This window comes from Streptomyces sp. WAC03905 (assembly GCF_057371075.1).
This window is the reverse complement of sequence record NZ_JBXYDZ010000003.1, coordinates 7,250,362-7,269,804: the sequence shown is the minus strand read 5'-3', so window position 1 is coordinate 7,269,804 and position 19,443 is coordinate 7,250,362. Positions and strand designations below refer to the sequence as shown.

General features: G+C 74.0%; 19 protein-coding genes. 9 read left to right on the top strand and 10 right to left on the bottom strand.

All coding sequences use genetic code 11. From position 1 onward, the window contains the following. Positions 1-56: 56 nt before the first annotated feature. From AC2RP6_RS35385 to AC2RP6_RS35375, 3 genes are all read right to left on the bottom strand, one after another. Entirely contained in the window at positions 57-191 is a 135-nt protein-coding gene (locus AC2RP6_RS35385; protein ID WP_030655136.1) for a SapB/AmfS family lanthipeptide, read from the bottom strand. Next, positions 188-2,821, bottom strand: coding sequence for a class III lanthionine synthetase LanKC (lanKC, locus tag AC2RP6_RS35380; RefSeq protein ID WP_486449903.1), 2,634 nt, complete (start codon positions 2,819-2,821; stop codon positions 188-190). The genes AC2RP6_RS35385 and lanKC overlap by 4 nt, the downstream gene beginning before the upstream one ends. Positions 2,822-2,919: 98 nt before the next feature. Next, complete coding sequence (locus AC2RP6_RS35375) at positions 2,920-3,489, bottom strand: VanZ family protein (protein ID WP_486449902.1); 570 nt, start codon at positions 3,487-3,489, stop codon at positions 2,920-2,922. Positions 3,490-3,540: 51 nt separating this feature from the next. Between AC2RP6_RS35375 and AC2RP6_RS35370 the strand changes: the two genes are divergently transcribed. Continuing rightward, a complete protein-coding gene (locus AC2RP6_RS35370; protein WP_486449901.1) occupies positions 3,541-4,476 on the top strand; it encodes a YihY/virulence factor BrkB family protein in 936 nt (311 codons plus the stop codon). A 28-nt stretch (positions 4,477-4,504) separates the two neighbouring features. On the opposite strand, the gene AC2RP6_RS35365 is transcribed toward AC2RP6_RS35370, so the two are convergent. The 4 genes from AC2RP6_RS35365 to AC2RP6_RS35350 all read right to left on the bottom strand — a co-directional run bounded on the left by AC2RP6_RS35365 (position 4,505) and on the right by AC2RP6_RS35350 (position 8,845). Then, positions 4,505-4,789 (bottom strand): hypothetical protein, encoded by a 285-nt coding sequence (locus AC2RP6_RS35365; protein ID WP_486449900.1) that lies wholly within the window; start codon positions 4,787-4,789, stop codon positions 4,505-4,507. Between the two features lie 182 nt (positions 4,790-4,971). Beyond that, positions 4,972-6,702, bottom strand: coding sequence for a thiamine pyrophosphate-dependent enzyme (locus tag AC2RP6_RS35360; protein WP_486449899.1), 1,731 nt, complete (start codon positions 6,700-6,702; stop codon positions 4,972-4,974). A 57-nt stretch (positions 6,703-6,759) separates the two neighbouring features. Then, positions 6,760-8,328 carry an FMN-binding glutamate synthase family protein gene (locus AC2RP6_RS35355; RefSeq protein ID WP_486449898.1) on the bottom strand — a complete coding sequence of 523 codons (1,569 nt, stop codon included), beginning with the start codon at positions 8,326-8,328 and terminating at the stop codon, positions 6,760-6,762. Between the two features lie 151 nt (positions 8,329-8,479). Then, on the bottom strand, positions 8,480-8,845 hold the full coding sequence (locus AC2RP6_RS35350; protein WP_030833251.1) for a PRC-barrel domain-containing protein: 366 nt from the start codon (positions 8,843-8,845) through the stop codon (positions 8,480-8,482). Between the two features lie 198 nt (positions 8,846-9,043). Between AC2RP6_RS35350 and AC2RP6_RS35345 the strand changes: the two genes are divergently transcribed. After that, on the top strand, positions 9,044-9,694 hold the full coding sequence (locus AC2RP6_RS35345; protein ID WP_486449897.1) for an HAD family hydrolase: 651 nt from the start codon (positions 9,044-9,046) through the stop codon (positions 9,692-9,694). A gap of 167 nt (positions 9,695-9,861) precedes the next feature. Then, positions 9,862-10,689, top strand: a complete 828-nt coding sequence (nadE, locus tag AC2RP6_RS35340) for an ammonia-dependent NAD(+) synthetase (RefSeq protein ID WP_486449896.1) — start codon at positions 9,862-9,864, stop codon at positions 10,687-10,689. 54 nt (positions 10,690-10,743) lie between these two features. Here nadE and AC2RP6_RS35335 read toward each other — a convergent pair whose 3' ends face one another. Both AC2RP6_RS35335 and AC2RP6_RS35330 read right to left on the bottom strand, forming a co-directional pair. Continuing rightward, positions 10,744-11,574, bottom strand: a complete 831-nt coding sequence (locus AC2RP6_RS35335) for an IclR family transcriptional regulator domain-containing protein (RefSeq protein ID WP_486450561.1) — start codon at positions 11,572-11,574, stop codon at positions 10,744-10,746. 869 nt (positions 11,575-12,443) lie between these two features. Beyond that, complete coding sequence (locus AC2RP6_RS35330) at positions 12,444-13,022, bottom strand: RNA polymerase sigma factor (RefSeq protein WP_486449895.1); 579 nt, start codon at positions 13,020-13,022, stop codon at positions 12,444-12,446. Between the two features lie 71 nt (positions 13,023-13,093). Between AC2RP6_RS35330 and AC2RP6_RS35325 the strand changes: the two genes are divergently transcribed. Both AC2RP6_RS35325 and AC2RP6_RS35320 read left to right on the top strand, forming a co-directional pair. Beyond that, positions 13,094-13,297, top strand: coding sequence for a hypothetical protein (locus AC2RP6_RS35325; protein ID WP_486449894.1), 204 nt, complete (start codon positions 13,094-13,096; stop codon positions 13,295-13,297). A gap of 350 nt (positions 13,298-13,647) precedes the next feature. Further along, positions 13,648-14,880 carry an FAD-dependent monooxygenase gene (locus tag AC2RP6_RS35320; RefSeq protein ID WP_486449893.1) on the top strand — a complete coding sequence of 411 codons (1,233 nt, stop codon included), beginning with the start codon at positions 13,648-13,650 and terminating at the stop codon, positions 14,878-14,880. On the opposite strand, the gene AC2RP6_RS35315 is transcribed toward AC2RP6_RS35320, so the two are convergent. Continuing rightward, the gene (locus AC2RP6_RS35315; protein WP_486449892.1) at positions 14,877-15,521 is read right to left on the bottom strand and encodes a hypothetical protein; all 645 of its coding nucleotides are present in this window, start codon (positions 15,519-15,521) and stop codon (positions 14,877-14,879) included. The two genes, AC2RP6_RS35320 and AC2RP6_RS35315, sit on opposite strands and share 4 nt — an antisense overlap. A 135-nt stretch (positions 15,522-15,656) precedes the next feature. On the opposite strand from AC2RP6_RS35315, the gene AC2RP6_RS35310 reads away from it, so the two are divergent. The 4 genes from AC2RP6_RS35310 (at position 15,657) to AC2RP6_RS35295 (ending at position 19,072) form a co-directional block, all read left to right on the top strand. After that, a complete protein-coding gene (locus AC2RP6_RS35310) occupies positions 15,657-16,334 on the top strand; it encodes a response regulator transcription factor (protein WP_486449891.1) in 678 nt (225 codons plus the stop codon). A 76-nt stretch (positions 16,335-16,410) separates the two neighbouring features. Beyond that, a complete protein-coding gene (locus AC2RP6_RS35305) occupies positions 16,411-17,805 on the top strand; it encodes a sensor histidine kinase (protein ID WP_486450560.1) in 1,395 nt (464 codons plus the stop codon). A gap of 45 nt (positions 17,806-17,850) precedes the next feature. Continuing rightward, positions 17,851-18,147 carry a hypothetical protein gene (locus AC2RP6_RS35300; protein WP_486449890.1) on the top strand — a complete coding sequence of 99 codons (297 nt, stop codon included), beginning with the start codon at positions 17,851-17,853 and terminating at the stop codon, positions 18,145-18,147. A 286-nt stretch (positions 18,148-18,433) separates the two neighbouring features. Beyond that, positions 18,434-19,072, top strand: a complete 639-nt coding sequence (locus AC2RP6_RS35295) for a GNAT family N-acetyltransferase (protein ID WP_486449889.1) — start codon at positions 18,434-18,436, stop codon at positions 19,070-19,072. Positions 19,073-19,443 lie beyond the last annotated feature (371 nt).

Sequence of the window (19,443 nt, the reverse complement as noted above, 5' to 3'; positions counted from 1 at the left end):
CCAGTGATGTGGTGCGGGCCCGGGCGGTGAACCGCCCGGGCCCGAGCCGACCTATGTCAGTTACAGGTCGTGATGCTCAGGCTGCTGTCCCCGCAGAGGAGCAGGCTGGCGCGGCTGCCGCCGCCGGTCATCGCGACCTCGGTGGTCTCTTCCTTCGGGGTCTCCATCGACTGCAGGTCAAGAAGCGTCATGTCAGATTCCTCTTCTCTCGGGTGGTGCGATGGGTCACGGTCCCGGACGGGACCGGCTCGTGGGCCGCGGCGGCGTCGCGCAGCGGCGGGAGGAACGGCAGGTGCGCGCGACCGCCGGGCGCGGCGCTGCCGAGGGCGAGGAGAGCGCCGGCCGTGCCCGTGGTGAGGTCCATGGACAGGCGCATCATCTGCTCGCCGGGGAAGGCCAGATGTCCCTGGTACGGCACGGCGTGCCGGGCCAGTGCGTCGATCTGGCGGGCGATGGCGGCGGGCCCGGTGCCGGGCCCGGGGGTGGTGGTCCGGGCGAGGTGCAGGATCATTCCGGCGGCACCGCGCATCAGGCCGGGCTGGGCGTAGAAGGTGGCCTGCGCCGCCCTCACGATCTCCGGCCGGGCCCGTTCGAAGCGCTCGTCCGGACCGTGCTCCAGCCAGTCGTCGAGGACCATGCCGATGCCGACGCTGCCTTCGCCGAGGTACGGCATGGTCCGCCAGCCCTCGTTGACCTGGAGGGTGCCGAACGCGCTGGTGACGCAGCGGTCGAGGTCGCGGTGGAGTGCGTGGGCGGCCTGGATCAGCAGTTCCTTGTCGCCGGTGCGCTCGTAGAGGCGTACGAAGAGCAGGGCCGGGCCGGAGTTCCCGTACAGCAGGCCGGCGCGGGTGGGCCGTTGACCGGGCCGGGCGAGCCGTTCGGCGCAGCGCAGGGCCGCGGCGTGCAGGGCGGGCTCGCGGCTCGCGGTCCCGAGCGCGTCCAGGGCGAGGCCGATGCCGGCGAGGCCGCTGTACAGGTCGGGGCCCGCGCTCTCCCAGGGCTGCTCCAGGAGCCGTTCGGCGAGGGCGAGGGCGCGCTGGGGGTGTCCGAGCCGGTGCAGCGTCCACGCCGTGCCGGCGAGGCCGTCGTAGAAGCCGAGCGGGGTGCCGGAGGCCGGATCCGCGGTTCGGTCGAGCAGCCACTCCTCGGCCTCGGGCCAGGGCCCGGCGCCGGTCTCGGCGAGGGCGTGGAGCACCCCGGCGATGCCGTTGCCGAAGCCGATGCCTCCGTGGGCGGTCGCGAACTGGGCGATGTCGCCGGGGACGAAGCGGTCCTCGCGGTGCGGAGTGGCGCTCGCCCGCAGTGCCTCGGTCATCGAGGCGCGGGCTGCGGGCCAGTGACCCGGTTCGACGGGGAGGTACGGTCCGGCCGGTGCGGGCAGCCGGTCTCCGGGCCGGTCCTCCGGTGCGCCGGAGAGGATCTCCTCGACGGCCTCGTCGAGGAAGCGGCGCGGCACGGGGAACTGCTCGGCGGCGACGGCGGCCAGGTGCACGGCCTTGGTGCGGTCCATGACGAGCAGGCTGGTCAGCGGGAGGAACAGGGCGAGCCGCAGGCAGGCGAGGGCGTAGCGGTCGACGGCAAAGCCGCGGCGCTCGGCGGGGGCGACGAAGGCCGGGTTGGCGACGGTCTGGCGCAGCCCCTCGTCGATGTGCGCGGCGGCCTCGAAGTCCAGCAGGGCGACGGAGGGTTCGCCGGTCTCGTCCTCGGCCACCATGATGTTGAAGAGGTGGAGGTCGTTGAAGACCACCCCGCGGGCGTGGACGGCGTCGACGGCCTCGGTGACCCGCTGGTGGATCCTCAGCGCCCACGCGGTGTACGAGGCCAGCTCGTCCGGGGTCGGGTCAGCCTCGATGAGCGGGTGGCGGCGGGCGAAGTAGGTGTTGAGGGGTTTGCCGTCCAGGTGCTGCATGGCCAGGAAGTGGTGGTCGCCGACGGTGAAGGCGCCGCGGACGGCCGGTACGCAGTCCAGGCCCGCCAGCCTTTCCAGCGCCGCCTGTTCGCGGTGCAGCCGGGTCACGGCGTCGGCGCCGTCGGCGGCGAGTCCGGCGTGGGGCCGGGCCTCCTTGAGGACCACGGTCTCGCCGGTGCGGGTGTCCTTGCCGACGTAGACGCCGCCGCCGTTGGAGAAGTGCAGCGCGCGTTCCACGGTGAAGGGGACGTCGGTCAGGGTGACGGCGGAGCGCGCCCGCAGGTGGGGCGTCAGGAAGTCGGGCAGGTCGAGCCATTCGGGCGGCTGGAAGGCCGGTCCGCGCCGGTCCGGTACGAGCCGGCCGTCGGGGGTCTCGATCGCCGGGACCAGTTCGCCGTGCTCGTCGTAGCAGTGCCTCAGGGTGAAGCTGCCGTAGCGCAGGTGGACCGGCCCGGCGCCCCAGCGCAGATCACTGAGGACGTACGGGCCGGCCGCTCCGTCCAGCGCGGCGTCGAGGTCTTCGGCGATGCGGCGGCACTGCTCTTCGTCGGCGGGGTACACGGTGATGAACTTGCCGCTCGCCGCGCGGTCGGCGTACTTGGCGTTGCGCAGGTGCAGCAGGTAACGGCTCGGGATGAACTTGAAGGCGATGGTGCGTTCGGTGCAGTAGTCGTACACCGTTGCGAGGACCGACTCGGCGTTGTCGAGCGTGGCCGAGACGTGGATCTTCCAGCCCTGCGCGGGCAGTTCCGCACCGGCGGGCCGCAGGGCGAGCCAGTCGCCGCTGCGGTGCGAGCGCCAGCCCGACGGGACGGGGGCGAGGGCGGCCGGGTAGCTCTCTCCGGCCCGCCGGTACGGCGCGTCGTAGAACCAGCGGTCTGCGTCGCAGAAGGCGGCGTACCCCTTGTTCACACCTGCTCCCTCGGTCGGTGGCAGACCCGAAGGTGTCACGCCGGGCGCAGGGGGCGACAGTCACCGCTGTCACCGGCGGGGTGTGCAGTACTCACGAGTCACGAAGGGCGGCGGTGCCACCAGTGCCTGCGGCGCGGGTGCACGGCGCGGCCCAGCCGCAGGCCGATCAGGAGGTAACCGAGCAGTGCTCCGGCGGTGTTGAGGATGACGTCGTCGATGTCGAAGACGCGTCCGGTGACGAGGGCGCCCTGGATGAGTTCCACCAGCGTCATCAGGCACACGGTCACCGCGGCGACCCGCAGCAGGCCGCGGGCGGGCGGCAGCAGGACGGGCAGGAGCACGCCGAACGGCACGCCCAGCAGCAGGTTGCCGCCCACCTGGCGGGCCGCTTCGAACGTCGACGCCCCCCGCAGGTAGGCCCCGATCGAGTGGCCGGGCCGCAGGTTGGGGTGCACGAGGTCCGCCGATGCGGCGGAGGGTTCCAGGGTCAGCCGGGCCAGGACCACGCTGAACAGGACGGTTCCGGCGAAGGCGGCCAGCATCGCGAGGGCCCGTACGGCCGGGTGGGCCGGGAGGGCGGTGCGGGCCGCGCTGCTCGTCGTACCGGTGTCCTGTCGGACCGCTTCCTGAGGCTTCTCGTCGCGCCGTCGCGCGTAGCTCCACGTCATGCGGGCGCGTCTACCCGGCGGGCGGACCGGTACGCGGGCCCGCGCGGGCGCATGGGCGCGGGCCCGGGAGGGCACGCGCACGGGGTGACCGACATCCCCCGCACCACTGCGCGGCGAGGCGCTCCGCCCGCCGTCGCTTCCCCCGCCCGCGGCCTCGCGGCGCGCACCCGCGCCGAGTTGCGGCGCACGGCCGTCCGCGTGTGGACGGACAATCTGGCCGACCACGCGGCCGCCCTGACCTACTACGCGCTGCTGGCGCTGCTGCCGGCGCTCGTCATCGCCGTCTCCGTCGTGGGGCTGCTGGGTGGGGCGCGGCGGGACCGGCTCGTCGCCGACCTGACCGCCTACGCGCCCCCGCAGTCGGCGCAGGTGCTCCGCGAGGCGCTCGGCGCCATCCCCGAGGGGCATTCCTCGATGTGGGCCCTGCTGCTCGGCGGGGTGGTGAGCGCGCTGTGGTCGGCGTGCAGCTACCTGGCGGTGTTCCGCCGCGCCCTGCACGCGATGCACCGGGTGCCGGACACGCGGCGGCCGCTGCGGGCCGCGCACACCCTCGTCGTCCATGCGGCGCTGCTGCTGGTGCTGCTCGTCGTCGGCGCCGTGGGGCTGGTCGTGTCCGGGCCGCCGGCGCGGTGGGCCGCGCGGGCCGTGGGGGCGGGCGGTGCGGAGGCCGTCGCGTTCCTGCGCTGGCCGGTGCTCCTGGTGGTCGTGACCCTGCTGGTACTGGTCCTGTTCCGGACCGGACCGGCCCAGAGCCGGGGCACCCGGCGGGGCCTGCCGGGCGGGGTGCTGGCGGCGCTGCTGTGGCTGGCCGCCTCGGCCCTCTTCACGCTGTACACCGAACTGGACACGTACGGACGGCTGTACGGGTCGCTGGCCGGAATCGTGGTCTTCGTGATCTGGCTCTGGTTCGCCAACCTCGCGCTGGTCACCGGCGCCCAGTTCAACGCGGAACGGGCGCGGCGGCCGGCGGCCGGGCCGCGGGCCTGAGGCCCTGCGGCCCGGCCGCCCGGGGGCACTACTTCGTGCGCCGGGCGCGGCGGGCGAGTACGGCTGCCGTCAGGACGCCGGCGACGGTGGCCAGCGCGGTGCGGTTGGCCCGCGCCAGGCTCGCGGCGCGGCCGGCCGCGGCCCGTGCGGAGTCGAGCCTGCGGTGGCCGGCGAACCGTCCGGCGCGGGCGGCGGTGTCCCGGACGCGCGTCGCCGTCCGGAGCGCCCCGGCGAGGACGGGATCGGGTGTCTTGTCCTCCACGAGGCGCCCGACGTGCACGGCGGTGTCCCGGAGCCGGCCGGTGGCGCGCACGACGTGCCCGCGGCTCGGCCGGGCCGGGGACGGACTTGTCGTTGGCGTGCGGTATCAGCGTCATGGCGCTGCCCTCTCCTTGAAGTACGCGTCGTCGGACGCGAGTTGCCTGCGTACGGGTGTGTGCTGCGCGGGTACCCGGCAACGCCGGGATCACGCGCGCCGGGCCGCGGTACGGCCCGTCAGCCCGTTCCGCCGGGGAGGATCTCCTTGGCCTTGGCGACGGCGAACCCCCAGGCCTGGCCGACGGTCGGCCTGGCGGGAACGGCGACCTCGTCGGGGTTGGTCAGTACGTCGAGCAGGACGGGACCGGGGGTCTCGAACGCCTTGCGCACGCCGTCGTGGAGGTCGTCGGGGTCGGTGACGCGGATGCCGGTCAGTCCGAGTGCGGTGGCGACGGCCGCGAAGTCGGGATTGTCGAGGACGGTGCCGAACTCCGGCAGTCCGACCTGTTCCTGTTCGAGTTCGACCATGCCCAGGCGGCGGTTGTCGAAGACGACGATCTTCACGGGCAGCCGGTACGCGGCGATGGTCATGAGGTCGCCCAGCAGCATGCCCAGGCCGCCGTCACCGCAGAGGGCGACGACCTGCCGCTCGGGTGCCCAGAGTTGCGCCCCGAGGGCCTGCGGCATGGCGTTGGCCATCGATCCGAGGTTGTACGAGCCGATCAGGCGGCGCTCGCCGCGCAGGGTGATGAAGCGGGAGAGCCAGACGGTGGCCATGCCGGTGTCGGAGGTGAAGACGGCGTCGTCGGTGGCGTAGGAGTCCACCGCGGCGGCCAGGGCCTCGGGGCGGACGGCTCCGTCCCGGTTGTCCAGGGCCGCCCGCAGCCTGCCGGTGGGGCGCCGGTCGTGGGCGGGGTCGGCCAGCCGCCGCTGGCCCTCCTGCCACTTCGCGAACCGGTCCCGGGCGTCGTCGAGGTGGGCCCGGTCGGGCACCTTCGCCAGCAGCGGCAGCAGGGCCCGCAGGGTCGCCCCCACGTCTCCGGCCAGGCCGACGTCGACGGGCACCCGGCGTCCCAGGTGCTCCTCGCGGACGTCGATCTGGACGACCTTGCAGCTCGTGGGGTACCAGTCGCGGTAGGGGAAGTCGGTGCCCAGCATGAGCAGCACGTCGCCGTGGTCGAGGGCGTGGGCGGCGGCGGGGTTGCCGATCAGGCCGGTCTGCCCGACCTCGTAGGGGTTGTCGTGCTCGAATCCCTCCTTCGCCTTGAGGGTGAGCACCATCGGCGCGGCGAGCAGCTCCGCCGTGCGGAGCACTTCGGTACGGGCCTCGCGGGCTCCGCGGCCGACCAGGAGCGTGACGCGGGAAGCGGCGTTGAGGAGCTCGGCGGCCTCGGCGAGGGCCGTGTCGTCCGGGCGCGTGACGGCGTGGCCGAGGGCGAACCGGACGGGCCGGTCCTCGCTCAGCTCCATCTCGCCGAGGTCGGCGGGCACGGTCAGGACCGCCACTCCGCCCTGGCCGACCGCCGCGCGGACGGCGGACTCCAGCATGCGGGGCATCTGCTCCGGGGAGGTGACGGTGGCGCGGTAGACGGCCACGTCACGGAAGAGGAGGTCGTTGTCGACCTCCTGGAAGTAGTCGCCGCCCATCTCGGAGCGGGGCACCTGGCCGCAGATCGCGAGCACGGGCGCGCGGCTCTTCGCCGCGTCGTACAGGCCGTTGAGGAGGTGGACGGAGCCCGGTCCGACGGTGCCCGCGCACACCCCGAGGACGCCCGAGAGCTGGGACTGGGCGCCGGCGGCGAAGGCGGCGGCCTCTTCGTGCCGGCACCCGACCCAGTCCAGGCCGTCGGTGGTGCGGATGGCTTCGGTCAGGGGGTTCAGCGCGTCTCCGACGACGCCGAACACGTGCTGGACGCCCAGGCTCTTCAGTCCCTCGACGATGACGTGGGCGACGGTGCGCGATGCCATGGGGGTACCCTCCGGTCGTTCGGTACGGCTCCCCGCCGGTGCGGGGGGCCGGGTCGGTCAGTGGGCGAAGCGGTCGGGATCGGCCGCCTGCCAGTCGGATGCCCAGTCCTCGGGCGCGGATGCGAGCAGCTGGCCGGGGGTGAGCCAGGTGTGCAGCTCGGCGTAGGAGCGGACGGTGTGCGGGTCCACGCGCTGGAGCAGCATGTGGGGGCGCAGGCCGCGCGGGTCGTCCACGCCCAGCGAGGCCATGATCTGCAGGGCGCTCTTGACGGTGGCCTCCTGGTAGCGCCGTACGCGCTGCGACTTGTCGGCGACGTCGACGGCGCGGGCGCGCCGCTCGTCCTGGGTGGCGACCCCGACGGGGCAGGTGTTGGTGTGGCAGCGCTGGGCCTGGATGCAGCCGACCGCGAACATCATGGCGCGGCCGGCGTTGGTGTAGTCGGCGCCCTGCAGCAGTCGTTTCACGAGGTCGCTGCCGGTGGCGACCTTGCCGCTGGCGCCGATCCGGATCCGGTCGCGCAGTCCGACGCCGACGAGGGCGTTGTGCACGGCCATCAGGCCCTCGCTGAGCGGCAGGCCGACGTTGTCCACGAATTCCAGCGGTGCAGCGCCCGTGCCGCCCTCTGCGCCGTCGACGACGATGAAGTCCGGAGTGGTGCCTTCCTCCAGCATGGCCTTGCAGACGGCGAGGAACTCGCGGCGCGAGCCGAGGCACAGCTTGAAGCCGACCGGCTTGCCGTCGGCGAGTTCGCGCATGCGCGCCACGAAGCGGACCAGCTCCCGCGGGGTGGAGTACACGCGGTGGTAGGGCGGCGAGATGACGGTCCTGCCCTGCGGGACGCCCCGGACCTCGGCGATCTCCGCGTTGACCTTGGCGGCCGGCAGGACGCCGCCGATGCCGGGCTTGGCGCCCTGGCTGATCTTCAGCGAGACGCACTTGACGTGCTCGTGGGCGGCCTTGCGGGCGAACTCCCGCTCGTCGAAGCCGCCGTCGGCCGTCCTGCAGCCGAAGTAGCCGGTGCCGATCTCCCACACGAGGTCCCCGCCGGGGCGCAGGTGGTACTCGGACAGGCCGCCCTCGCCGGTGTCGTGGGCGAACCCGCCCATCTGCGCACCGGTGTTGAGGGCGAGGACGGCGTTGGCCGAGAGCGAGCCGAAGCTCATCGCCGAGACGTTCAGCAGGGCCATGTCGTACGGCCGGGTGCAGTCGGGGCCGCCGATGCGGACCCGGGGCGGGGTGGTGCTCACCGGCCGGGGGGCCATGGACGGGGTGAGGTACTCGCTGCCGGCCCGGTAGAGGTCGAGTTCGGTGCCGAACGGCTCCTCGGCGTCGGTGCCCTTGGCGCGCTCGTAGACGAGGTCGCGGGTGTCGCGGTCGAAGGGGCGGCCGTCGAAGTTCCGCTCGATGAAGTACTGCTGGAGCTCCGGTCGTATCTTCTCCAGCGCGAAGCGGAGGTGTCCGAGCACCGGGTAGTTCCGCAGGATCGAGTGCCGCCGTTGCAGGACGTCGTGGACGGCCGTCGCCGCGAGCAGGAGCAGTGGGCCGGCGGCGGCCGCCCACCAGGGCGAGACGAGGGCGGTGGCGGCGCAGGCGACCACCGCGAGCGGGACGAGAACGGCGATCACGAATAGTTTCAGCACATCGCGCTTGTGTCCCGGAGCCGGGGAGCCATGCGGCCGGCCTGCGGTGATGCCGTCGTGCCGGGCCCGGCACGGCCGTGGGCCCGAACTCGGTGAGTTCGGGCCCACGGCCGTCGCAGCGTCGGACTCGGGCCGGTCAGAGCGGCGGGAGGCCGAGGCGGGTGGTGGCGTAGTAGGTGCCCAGTTCCTGGTGGTAGTCCCGGTCGCCGAGGTGCTTCTCCCGGTGGAACTCGGGGGCGTCCTTGATCTGGCCCTTGGTGCGGTCCACGTAGACGATCCGCTCCTCGGGGTCGATGCTGACGACGGTGCTCGCCGGGAGCAGGACCTCCTTGCCGAAGATCCACACCCCGGTGTCCACGACCAGGTAGGCGTCACCGACCTCGTCGGAGTGCTTGTCCACCTTGCCGATGCCGCCGTCGGTCGCCTCGACCTTGTAGCCGGTCAGATCGGTGCCGGCCAGGTGGCCCGAGGTCGACTTGTAACTCCACACATGCTCAGTCACGCGGAAACAACTCCTCCGGTGGACGGGGGACGGCGGGGACTCCCCGCAGTCCGTCCTTCTTCGTACGTCGTGCCCGGGGTGTGCGTGCGCCCCGTGAACTCCGCCTGCCCCGCCTCCGGCGCCCCATGCACCGGCACGGAATCTCCCGGTCCGCGGGCCCCTGCGCCACCGGTCCGGCCCGGACCCTATGCTGCGGGGGTGATCAAGCCGATTGAACTCGTCATATTCGACTGCGACGGCGTGCTCGTCGACACCGAGCGCATCGCGACGCGCGTCCAGGTCGCCCTGGGCGCGGAGCTGGGCTGGCCGCTGACCGAGGCCGATGTGATCGACCTGTTCATCGGGCGGTCCAACGCCTCGGTACGGGAACAGGTGGCGGCCCGGCTCGGCGGGGCGACGGCCGACGTCTGGGCGAAGCGGTTCGAGCAGCTGCACCGTGAGGCGGTGGACGCAGGTCTGGCCGCCGTCGAGGGACTGCCCGAGGCGCTCGACGCGATCACGCTGCCGACCTGTGTCGCGTCCAGCGGCTCCCACGAGAAGATGCGTCACACCCTGGGCCGCACCGGTCTACACGACCGGTTCGCGGGACGCATCTTCAGCGCCACGGAGGTCGCGCACGGCAAGCCGGCACCGGACCTGTTCCTGTACGCGGCCCAGCGGATGGGTGTCGAACCGGCGGCCTGCGCGGTGGTGGAGGACAGCCGTCCGGGTGTCGAGGCGGCGCGCGCCGCCGGGATGCGGGCCTTCGGTTTCGGGGGCGGGATGACTCCGGCGGAGCGGCTCGCCGGGCCCGGGACGCGGGTGTTCCACCACATGCGCGACCTGCCCGGTCTCATCGCGGCGGGGTGACGGGGGCGGGGGCGTCCCGGCGCCCCGGCAGGGTGCCCGCGGCCCCCGCCGCGGCTTCTGAGCAGGCGTTCCCGCGTTTCCTCTAGAGTGCTGGTGGCCCTTCTTCGCGCCCGCGGCCCGCCCGCGGCGCGAACCGAACTGTCCACGGGCCCGACCGAGGAGCAATCGTGACCGACCAGGCCATATCGCTGCAGCAGGAGATCGCCCGGGACCTCCAGGTGAGCGCGTCCTTCGACGCCTCGGAGGAGATCGAGCGCCGGGTGGCCTTCCTCGCCGACCGGCTGCTCTCCACGGGCCTGCGCTCCCTGGTCCTCGGCATCAGCGGCGGTGTGGACTCCACGACCGCTGGGCGGCTGTGCCAGCTGGCGGTCGAGCGGGTGCGCGCCGCCGGGCACGAGGCGACGTTCTTCGCGATGCGGCTGCCCTACGGCGTCCAGGCGGACGAGTCCGACGCGCAGCTGGCGCTGGAGTTCATCCGGCCCGACCAGGTCCTGACCGTCGACGTGAAGGCGTCGAGCGACGCCGCCCTGGAGGCGGTGCTGGCCGGCGGCACGGTCTTCCGTGACGAGCACCAGCAGGACTTCGTGCACGGCAACATCAAGGCCCGCCAGCGGATGATCGCCCAGTACGCGGTGGCGGGTGCGCACGCGGGCCTCGTGGTGGGCACGGACCACGCCGCCGAGGCGGTGTCCGGCTTCTTCACGAAGTTCGGCGACGGCGCGGCGGACGTGGTCCCGCTCACCGGCCTGACCAAGCGCCGGGTGCGGGCCACGGCGGAGGCCCTGGGCGCGCCGTCCGCGCTGATCTGGAAGGTCCCGACCGCGGACCTGGAGACGCTGAAGCCGGGCCTCGCGGACGAGGAGGCCCTCGGCGTCACCTACGACGACATCGACGACGTCCTGGAGGGCAAGCCGGTCGACCCGGCCGCCCTCGACATCATCGTCTACCGCTACCGCGCCACGGAGCACAAGCGCCGGCTCCCCATCGCCCCCTGACCTCCGCCCGGGGGCCGGTCCGTGCCGGCGCCCGGGGTGACGGCGTCGGGAGGGTCAGGCGGGGGTGGACAGGATGGTGTCCTCCGCCCTGCGTGCCGCGGGACGGGTGCTGCCCGCGACGATCAGGGCGAGCAAGACCGCGGCCGCCTCGCTCTGCAGGATCCGCGCGGCCTGTTTCAGCCGGCCCGGATCGGGGACGGGGATGGACAGCGCCACGCATTCCGGGTTGCGGCCGGCGGTGATCGGCACGCCCGCGCACACCGTGCCGAGCGCGTACTCCTGGAGGTCGAGGAGGGGCGTGTTGGGCGGGCGGCCGTCGAGTTGGGCGAAGAGCACCCGCTGACTGGTGAGGGTGTGGGTGGTGAAGGGCGTCAGCGGGTGGCGGGACAGGTGCTCGCGCCGGTCGTCGTGGTCCAGTTGGGCCAGCAGGGCCTTGCCCACCGCGGAGGCGTGGGCGGCGGCGCGGAAGTCGACCCACTCCTCGACCACGGGTGCGGCCGGACCGTCCGCGTACTGCGTGATGGCGACCTCGCCGTCGGTGTAGCGGGCGACGTAGACGGCGGCGCCGACCGCGTCCCGTACCCACGCCAGGGTCTCGCGCAGGTGCCCGCGGCCCTCCCCGCCGTCCATCTCGCCCCGCGGCAGGGCGTGCCCGGCCACGTACGCGTCCGGTCCGACCGGTGTGGCCAGGTCGGCACGGACCAGCTGTTCGACGGCCCGCGCGAGGACGAGCTGCGGCAGCTTCGTCTCGCGGGCGATCTGGGTCAGGTTGACCCCGCCCGAATAGCGGTTGACGACCTCCAGGACCCGCAGGGCCCGGTGGACCGATTCCAGCGCCGCCGGGGCCGGGCGTCCTTCGGGGGACGTACGGGCCGCATGCGTCAACTGCGGCTGTTTGAGCGCTTCGAGGGACCACCCGTTGGCCTGCTCCGTGAGGTGCAGCGGGTTCAGCCGGGCGTTCCGGGCGACGGCCACGGCGACCTGCGGGCCGGGGGTGTAGACCTCCCCGAGATCGGGGTGGTCCTTGCGCGGGCGCCCCACGAGGGCCTGCCGCAGTCGCGCGGGGAGCCGCAGCGGCGGCCTGCAGGCCCGGCCCGGCCCGCCGGTCAGGGAGGTGAGGTCCTGGGTGGTGATGGGCGGGGACGTCCAGATGACGGAGGCGCCGAGGGCTTCTTCGAGGTCGGGCGGGATCTGCGGCAGGGGCGGCAGGTGCTCGTCGGGCGGGAGGGCGTGGGCCTGGCGTTTCCAGTACCGGGCGGTCGCGACCTCGGCGCGCGACAGGTGGTGCAGGTGGAGGCAGTGGGCGGCGGTCTGCGAGCCCGCCCCGGCCGCGTACTGGAACCAGAACTGCGCGCCCTCGGTGCGGTCGGCGAGGTGGAGCAGGCACGCGAACAGCAGCGCCGAGTCCACGCCGTGGGGCCAGGAGTCGGCGGCCAGGGCGATCTCGGCGAAGTCCCGGCTCTCCGCGAGCGACCAGGCGAGGTCGTCCAGGCCGCGGGCGGCCCGCACGTGGCAGGCGGCGTCGAGGACGAGGTCGTCGGCCTCGGCCGGAGCGGTCCGCCCGCTGCCGGCCGCGGCCGCCCCCGGGGCGGTTCCGCTCGCCGAGCGGGCGCGGTCGGCGGCGATCCGGCGGGCGATGCGCCGCCGGGCGGCACCCTCGTCGTAACCGGCGTACTCCTCCGCGAGCACGGTCGCGTCCGCCAGGGCCGCGTCCAGTTCGCACAGCGGCATGTCGCGGTGGCGTGGCATGTCGCTCACTGGTCCTTCTCCTCTCCGGGGATCCAGTCCACCCCGAGTTTGCGGGACAGGGTTCGGCGTGCGCCGCGGATGTGCGACCGGACGGTGGCGGGGGAGATCCCCATCATCCGGGCGACCGTGTCGCAGTCGTTGCCCAGCAGGAACGCCAGCAGCACCACGTCGTACTGCCGCTCGGACAGACCCGCGATCGCCGCGTACAGCCCGAGTTTCGACTCCAGCAGCTCCAGCCGCTCCCGGGAGGACCGGCGCAGGGCGGCGAACCAGGCGGTCTCGACCATGGCCACCTGCCGGCCCAGGACGGCCAGCCGCCGCTCGACGTGTTCGCGCAGCACCGCCCAGGCGAAGCCGTGCAGGCTCGCCTCCTTCAGTGCCTGTCGCCACACCTTCAGCAGGAAGGTGAACACGTCGTCGACGACTTCCTCGGCGTCCTTGGGGTTGCCCAGCTGCAGGTGGGCGTAGCGCAGGTAGGCGCGGTGCTGCTGGGAATGGAAGGCGGTGAACTCCACCGGCAGCACTCCGGCCAGTTCACTGGAGACGGCGCGGTCTCCCGACGGGTCGCATTCTCCTTCGTTCACACGCTCCCCCACAGCTGTGCACGGCCGCCGGTCGCGGTGACGCGGAGGAGGCGGTGAGGACGGAGGGGGCCATGGGGACGGAGGTGGCCGTGGGGGCGGCGGAGGGGGCCATGGGGACGGAGGTGGCCGTGGGGCCGACGGGGGCGGTCCGCGGGACCGGCTGGGACGCCGCCGTCGGACGGCCCGTCGGCTCCTCTGCCCGCCCCGCGGCCCGGCAGGCGCAGCGGCGTCCGGAACACATCGGCTGCGTCGGCGTTGACCACGGTGGTGACTGAGAGCGCGCGGGCGACCGTCTCGGCGACATTCACGTCGGAGCGAACCTTCCAGGTGGAGTGTGCGTTACCGGCCGCCTGCCCCCGCACCAGCGGCCGCGGAGCGCCGGGCGCCCCCATCACCACCCCATCGGAAAACGAGCCCGATCGTGCAAGCCGGTTCCCGGAAATCCCGGGAACGAAGCGCACTCGCCTCTGCGTGCGCCCCTGACCCCCAGCGCACGCCCCCCGACCGGCGGGCCGCCCGTCGCCCGGGACACGGAACTGCCGGGTTTCAGTAACGTGGTCGGCCTGCGGAGTACCGGGGCGGCTCCACGGAGGATCGTCCAACAGCGGGCTGTCAGGAGGCGGTTGTGCGGGGCGGAACGATTGCGGTGATCGGCGGGAGCATCGCGGGCTGTGCGGTCGCCACGGCGGCGGCGCGGGCGGGCGCCGGACGGGTGGTGGTCCTGGAACGGACGCGCGGCCGGCTGGCCGACCGGGGCGTGGGGTTGTGCGTGCACGACGACCGGGCCGTCGAACTCCGCGCGAGCGGCGCGCTGCCCGCGGGGATCGCCACGCACCGGCTGCGGCGGCGGCGCTGGGTGGTCCGGGACGACGCCGAAGGTCCCGGCGGGCGGCTGCTCTGGCAGCAGCCCTTCCCCTTCCACTCCTACCACTGGGGGCTGCTCTGGCGCGCCCTGCGCGAGTCCGTACCCGCCGCGGTGGAGTACCGGCAGGGGGAGACGGTGACGGCCGTCGGGGCCGCCGGAAGCGGGACCGGCGGGGGTGGCGGCCCGTGGGTACGCCTCGCGGACGGGTCGGTGGAACGGTACGACCTGGTCGTCGGCGCGGACGGCTACCGGTCGGTGGTGCGCGCGGCGCTCTGCGCGGACTCCCGGCCGCACTACGCGGGATACGTGTGCTGGCGCGGGAACGTCGACGCCGCCCGCCTCGACGGACTCGGCGCTCCGGCGGACGCGGTGCCCGAGGCGGTGACCACGGTCTGCTTCCCGGGCGGGACCTGCGTCGTCTACCGGATCCCCGGCCCCGGCGGCCCGCGCGTGAACTGGGTGCTCTACGCGGCTCCCCCGCCGGACGGGCGGCTCCGCCTCGACGACCCGACGAGCTTTCCCCCGGGCGCCCTGACCCCCGGACTGGCGGAGCACCTCGACGCCCTGCTGGAGCGGGAGTTCCCGCCGTACTGGCGGCGGGCGCTCGCGCTGACGGACCCGGCGGACACCTTCGTCCAGCCGATCTACGACCTGGAAGCGGCCCGCACCGCCGGCGGCCGGCTGCTGCTGGCCGGGGACGCCGCCAGCGTCGTACGCCCGCACAACACGAGCGGCGCCGCCAAGGCCCTGCAGGACGCCACCGCCCTCGCGGACGGCTGGCGCCGCGCGGAGTCCTTCGAGGAACTGCTGGACGGCTACCACCGGGCACGCGGGGCCGCCGGCCGGGAACTGGTCGCGCTGGCCCGCCGCCTGGGCCGGGCACAGGTGGAACGGACCCCGGCCTGGGCGGGCATGGACGGCGACCGCATGGCCGCCTGGTGGCAGGGCCAACTGGACGGGGCCCCCGGCATCGGGGGCCGCGCCATGATCTAGAGGGTGTTGTTGCCGGTGACCGTGCCGTCCGAGCCGGACACCGTGACCGCGTGGCGGACGCCGTCGGGGCCGAGGACCACGGCCAGCCAGGCGCCGCCACCGCCGTCCTGCGCCACCGCGCGCAGGCTTTCCACCTTGCCACCGGACACCGCGGCCGCGGCCTTGGCCGCCGCGTCGCCGATGGGCAGGGACGGCAGCGGCGCGGGTGCCCGGCCGCCCTTGCCTGCGCCCCCGCGGCCCTCGGACCGGCCCGGTACGCCCGGAACCTCCGGGACGTCGGGGACGTCGGGGACGTCGGGGCGGCCGAACCGCTCGCGCACCGCGGGACCGTCCTCGCCGCCGGGCATCTCGCGGGCGCGCTCGTCGCCGGGCGCCCCGCCGTGCGGACCCCGCTTGAACACTCCGCCGTGGCCGGCCTCGAAGCGGAGCAGGTGTCCGGCCCGCCCGTGATGATGGTGGTGCTCGGCCACGGCGACCGCCGCGGCCCCGCCTCCCACGACCACCACGACGGCGCCCGCCGCCACCCAGCGGGCGCGCCGGCCGCGGGGCACCAGCCGGGACAGCACGACACGCTTCCGCGCGCCGGCCTCCGGCGCGTTCCCGGGCGACTGCTCGGGCGGCGGCGGAACGGATTCAGACATACGGGCGCTCCTTCTGACGGCCGGACGCGGTGCCCGGCTCGTCCCAGAGCATGCTGAGCGGATGCTGAAGCCCAGCTGAAGCCACCTGAAGACCTCTTCAGCCGGGCGCGGTGACGGCCTGCGATCCTGTTCGGCATGCGCGTACTGGTGGTAGAGGACGAACGGCGGCTCGCCCTGGCCCTGCAGCGGGGCCTGCAGTCGGAGGGGTTCTCGGTGGACGTGGCCCACGACGGGCCGCAGGGCCTGTGGATGGCCACCGAGCACGACTACGACCTGATCGTCCTCGACATCATGCTGCCCGGACTGAACGGCTACCGGGTCTGCGCGAAGCTGCGCGCGGCCGGCAACGAGGCGGGGATCCTGATGCTCACCGCCAAGGACGGCGAGTACGACGAGGCGGAGGCGCTGGACACCGGCGCCGACGACTTCCTGTCGAAGCCGTTCTCCTACCTCGTGCTGGTCGCCCGGCTGCGCGCGCTCGGCCGGCGTGCCGGTGGCCGGCGCCCGCAGGTGCTGCGCTTCGGCGACCTGCTCATCGATCCGGCGCGGCGGACCTGTTCGCGGGGAGCGGCGGAGATCCGGCTGACCGCACGGGAGTTCGCGATCCTGGAGTACCTGGGCCGCCGGTCCGGGGAGGTGGTGTCCAAGCGGGACATCCTGGAACAGGTGTGGGACGCCGCCTTCGACGGCGACCCCAACGTCGTCGAGGTGCACGTCAGCGCGGTACGCCGGAAGGTCGACGCGCCGTTCGGCCGGGCCGCGCTGGAAACCGTACGGGGAGCCGGGTACCGGCTGGCGGCCGACGGTGGCTGAACCCTTCCGCCTGCGCGGGCGCGTGGGCGACCTCCTGCGCCCGCTCCCCCGCGCCGCCCTCGACCGGTGGCCGGTCCTGCGCAGGCTGTGGCCCACCACGGTCCGGGCCCGCGCCACCGCGGGCGCCGGCCTGGTGGTGGGGGCGGCCCTGGCGCTCGCGTCCTTCTCCCTCCTCGGGCTGCTGGAGGCCAATCTGCTGCGCAACGCGGAGAACGACGCACGGAGGCAGGCCGAGACGGTGGCGCAGCTCGCCGCCACCGGAAAGCTCGGCCGGGCCCGTCCGGCGGGCCGCGCGGTGGAGTTCGTCCAAGTGGTGGGTGCGGACGGGCGGGTGCTGTTCTCCAGCCCGAACCTCGCCGGGGTGCCCCCGTTCCCGCCGGCCCCGCCCGAGGCGCCCGGGACCCGGCTGCACACCTGGCGGATCCGTCCGGTCGACGGAGACCACCGTCAGCGGGTCGTGCAGGTCGTCACGCAGACACCGGACGGCCCCGCCACCGTCTACGCCGGTGCCTCGCTGCGGGACGCGGACGCGGCCGACGACGTCACCACCGCCGCGCTCGTCATCGGCATGCCGCTGCTCCTGGCCACCGTCGTCCTCGTGACCTGGCGGGTCACCGGGCACGCGCTGCGGCCGGTGGAGGCGATCCGGGCGGAGGTGGCCGGGATATCCGACCGGGACCTGCACCGCCGGGTCCCGGTCCCGGCCACCCACGACGAGGTCGCCCGCCTCGCCGAGACCATGAACGCCACCCTGGACCGGCTGGAGGCTTCCGGCACCCGCCAGCGGCAGTTCATCGCCGACGCCTCCCACGAACTGCGCAGCCCCATCACCGTGCTGCGTACCCAACTGGAGGTGGCGCTGGCCGTACGGGACCCGGAGCTGTGGCCGGAGCTGATCGGCGGCGCCCTGGAGGACATCGAACGGCTCCAGCGCCTCGCGGCGGATCTGCTGCTGCTCGCCCGGATCGACGCGGCCCAGCCGGTGGCGGCCGTTCCGCTGGACCTGGCCGTGCTGGTGCGCGAGGTGGTGGAGGCCCGACTCGGCGACCGGGTACCCGTCCGCCTGGACCTCGCACCGGACGTCGAGGTCACCGCGGGGGCCCTCTGGCTCGGCCGGATCGTCACCAACCTGGTCGACAACGCGCAGCGGTACGCCGAGCGCGGCGTCGAGGTGACGCTGCGCATCGCCGCCGGTGGCGCGGGACGGCGTACGGCCGTGCTGGAGGTCGTCGACGACGGGCCGGGGATCCCCGGGGCCGACCGGGAGCGGGTCTTCGAACGGTTCACGCGGCTGGACGACTCGCGCAGCCGCGACCACGGGGGAGCCGGTCTGGGCCTCGCCATCGCGCGTGACCTGAGCGCGCACCACGGGGGAACGCTGACGGCCGAGGACTGCGCGGGCGGCGCCCGGCTGGTGCTCAGGCTGCCGCTGACGTCACGGGCCCGGCACGGCGCGCACGGCAGGCCGTGACCTGGGAACAGGCATTCACGGCGCGATGACGGGCAGGTGGGGCACATGAACACCGAACGAGAAACCCACGCGCCCGGGGCGGCCGAACCGGAGCTGCCCGCCAAGGTCCCCGAGAACGGCAACGCCGTCACCCCGGACCTTCCACCGCTGGACCCTCCGGCACCCGACCTGTGGGCGGACGAAGACGCCGGGGCGACCGAGGACACCGAGGACACCGAGGACACGCAGGACGCCGAGAACCCCGAGGGCGTCGCGCCCTCCGACGCCGATCACCCGGCGGACGCCGGCGGCGGGCCGGGTGACGAGGAGGAGGATCCCGACCCCCAGGAACCCACCGACTGAGCCCCCGGGCTCAGCGTGTATGGCGGTGCCGGCCGTGCTTGTGCGGGTGGTGGTCGGTCGTCAGGAGGACGAGGGCCAGTCCGAGCGGCAGCAGGAACAGCAGGAGAAGTGTCATGAGGCGCTTGTGCCCACGCTGCCGCCGCCGACACGGCCGACCACCCGTGCGCCGCTCCGGGGCCCGCTCGGACCGCCCTTCAGGGGGTCTATAGTTAGGTCACCCTAACCGGAGTTCTCCCGTGTGCTGCCGCATGCGGCCGAGCCCCGCCGAGCAGAAACCGGAACCCGTATGAGACCCGAGTCCACCGCCCTCACCTCCCCGCGCGCCGACCTGCTGACCGAGACCGTCGAAGGCTTCGGCACGGTCCGCTTCACCCCGGTCGACCCCGCCGCGGACTCCGCCGTGCTGCACTCCTGGGTCGTCGAGGAGCGCGCCCAGTTCTGGGGCATGAACGGCGCCAGCCGGGAACTGGTCCAGGAGATCTACGAGGACGTGGACCGCCGCGACACCCACCACGCGTACATGGTCCGGCTGGACGACGAGCCGGTGGCGCTGTTCCAGACGTACGAGCCGGCCGAGGACCGCATCAGCGAGTGCTACGAGGTGCGGGAGGGCGACATCGGCGTCCACCTGATGCTGGCGCCGGTGACCGGCCGGCCCCGGCCCGGCTTCAGCAGGACCCTGATCGGGTCGCTGATCCGGTTCACGTTCCGCGACCCGGCCGTGCTGCGCGCGGTGGCCGAGCCCGATGCCGGCAACGACAAGGCCGTCGCCCTGATGAACCGGCTGGGCTTCGTCCAGCAGGGAGAGATCACCCTGCCGGAGATCGACCTGCCCGAGGTGTACCTCCCCGAGAAGCGGGCCGTGCTCGCCTTCCTGGACCGCCCCGCCGTCCTCCCGGCCGCCGTCGCGGTCAACGCCTCCTAGGTCCTCTCGTCAGGGCCCCCGTCGGGCCGGCGGAGCCCGGCGGGGAGCCGAGGTCGGGCGGGCGGCGGCTGCTGTCCGGCGGCCACCATCTTGCCCCGCCGCCACCGGCGCGTCGTCCCCGACGACGCAGAGCGTCTGTTTTTGCTGCTGAACGTCACGCACGGTCGACGCGGTCCCCGGAAAAAAATGCGGTGCCCCGGCCCCGGGCACTCCCTAGACTCGCCGTACGCGCCGCCCCACGGGGCCTCGCGCGCCTCATGCCGAGTCAGAAGAGCCGAGTCAGAAGAGAAGGGGAGCAGCGCCATGTGCACGTACCGCACCGCCGCTTTCGCTCCCCCGTCCCGGTACGACGTGATCCCGGTGTCTCGTGA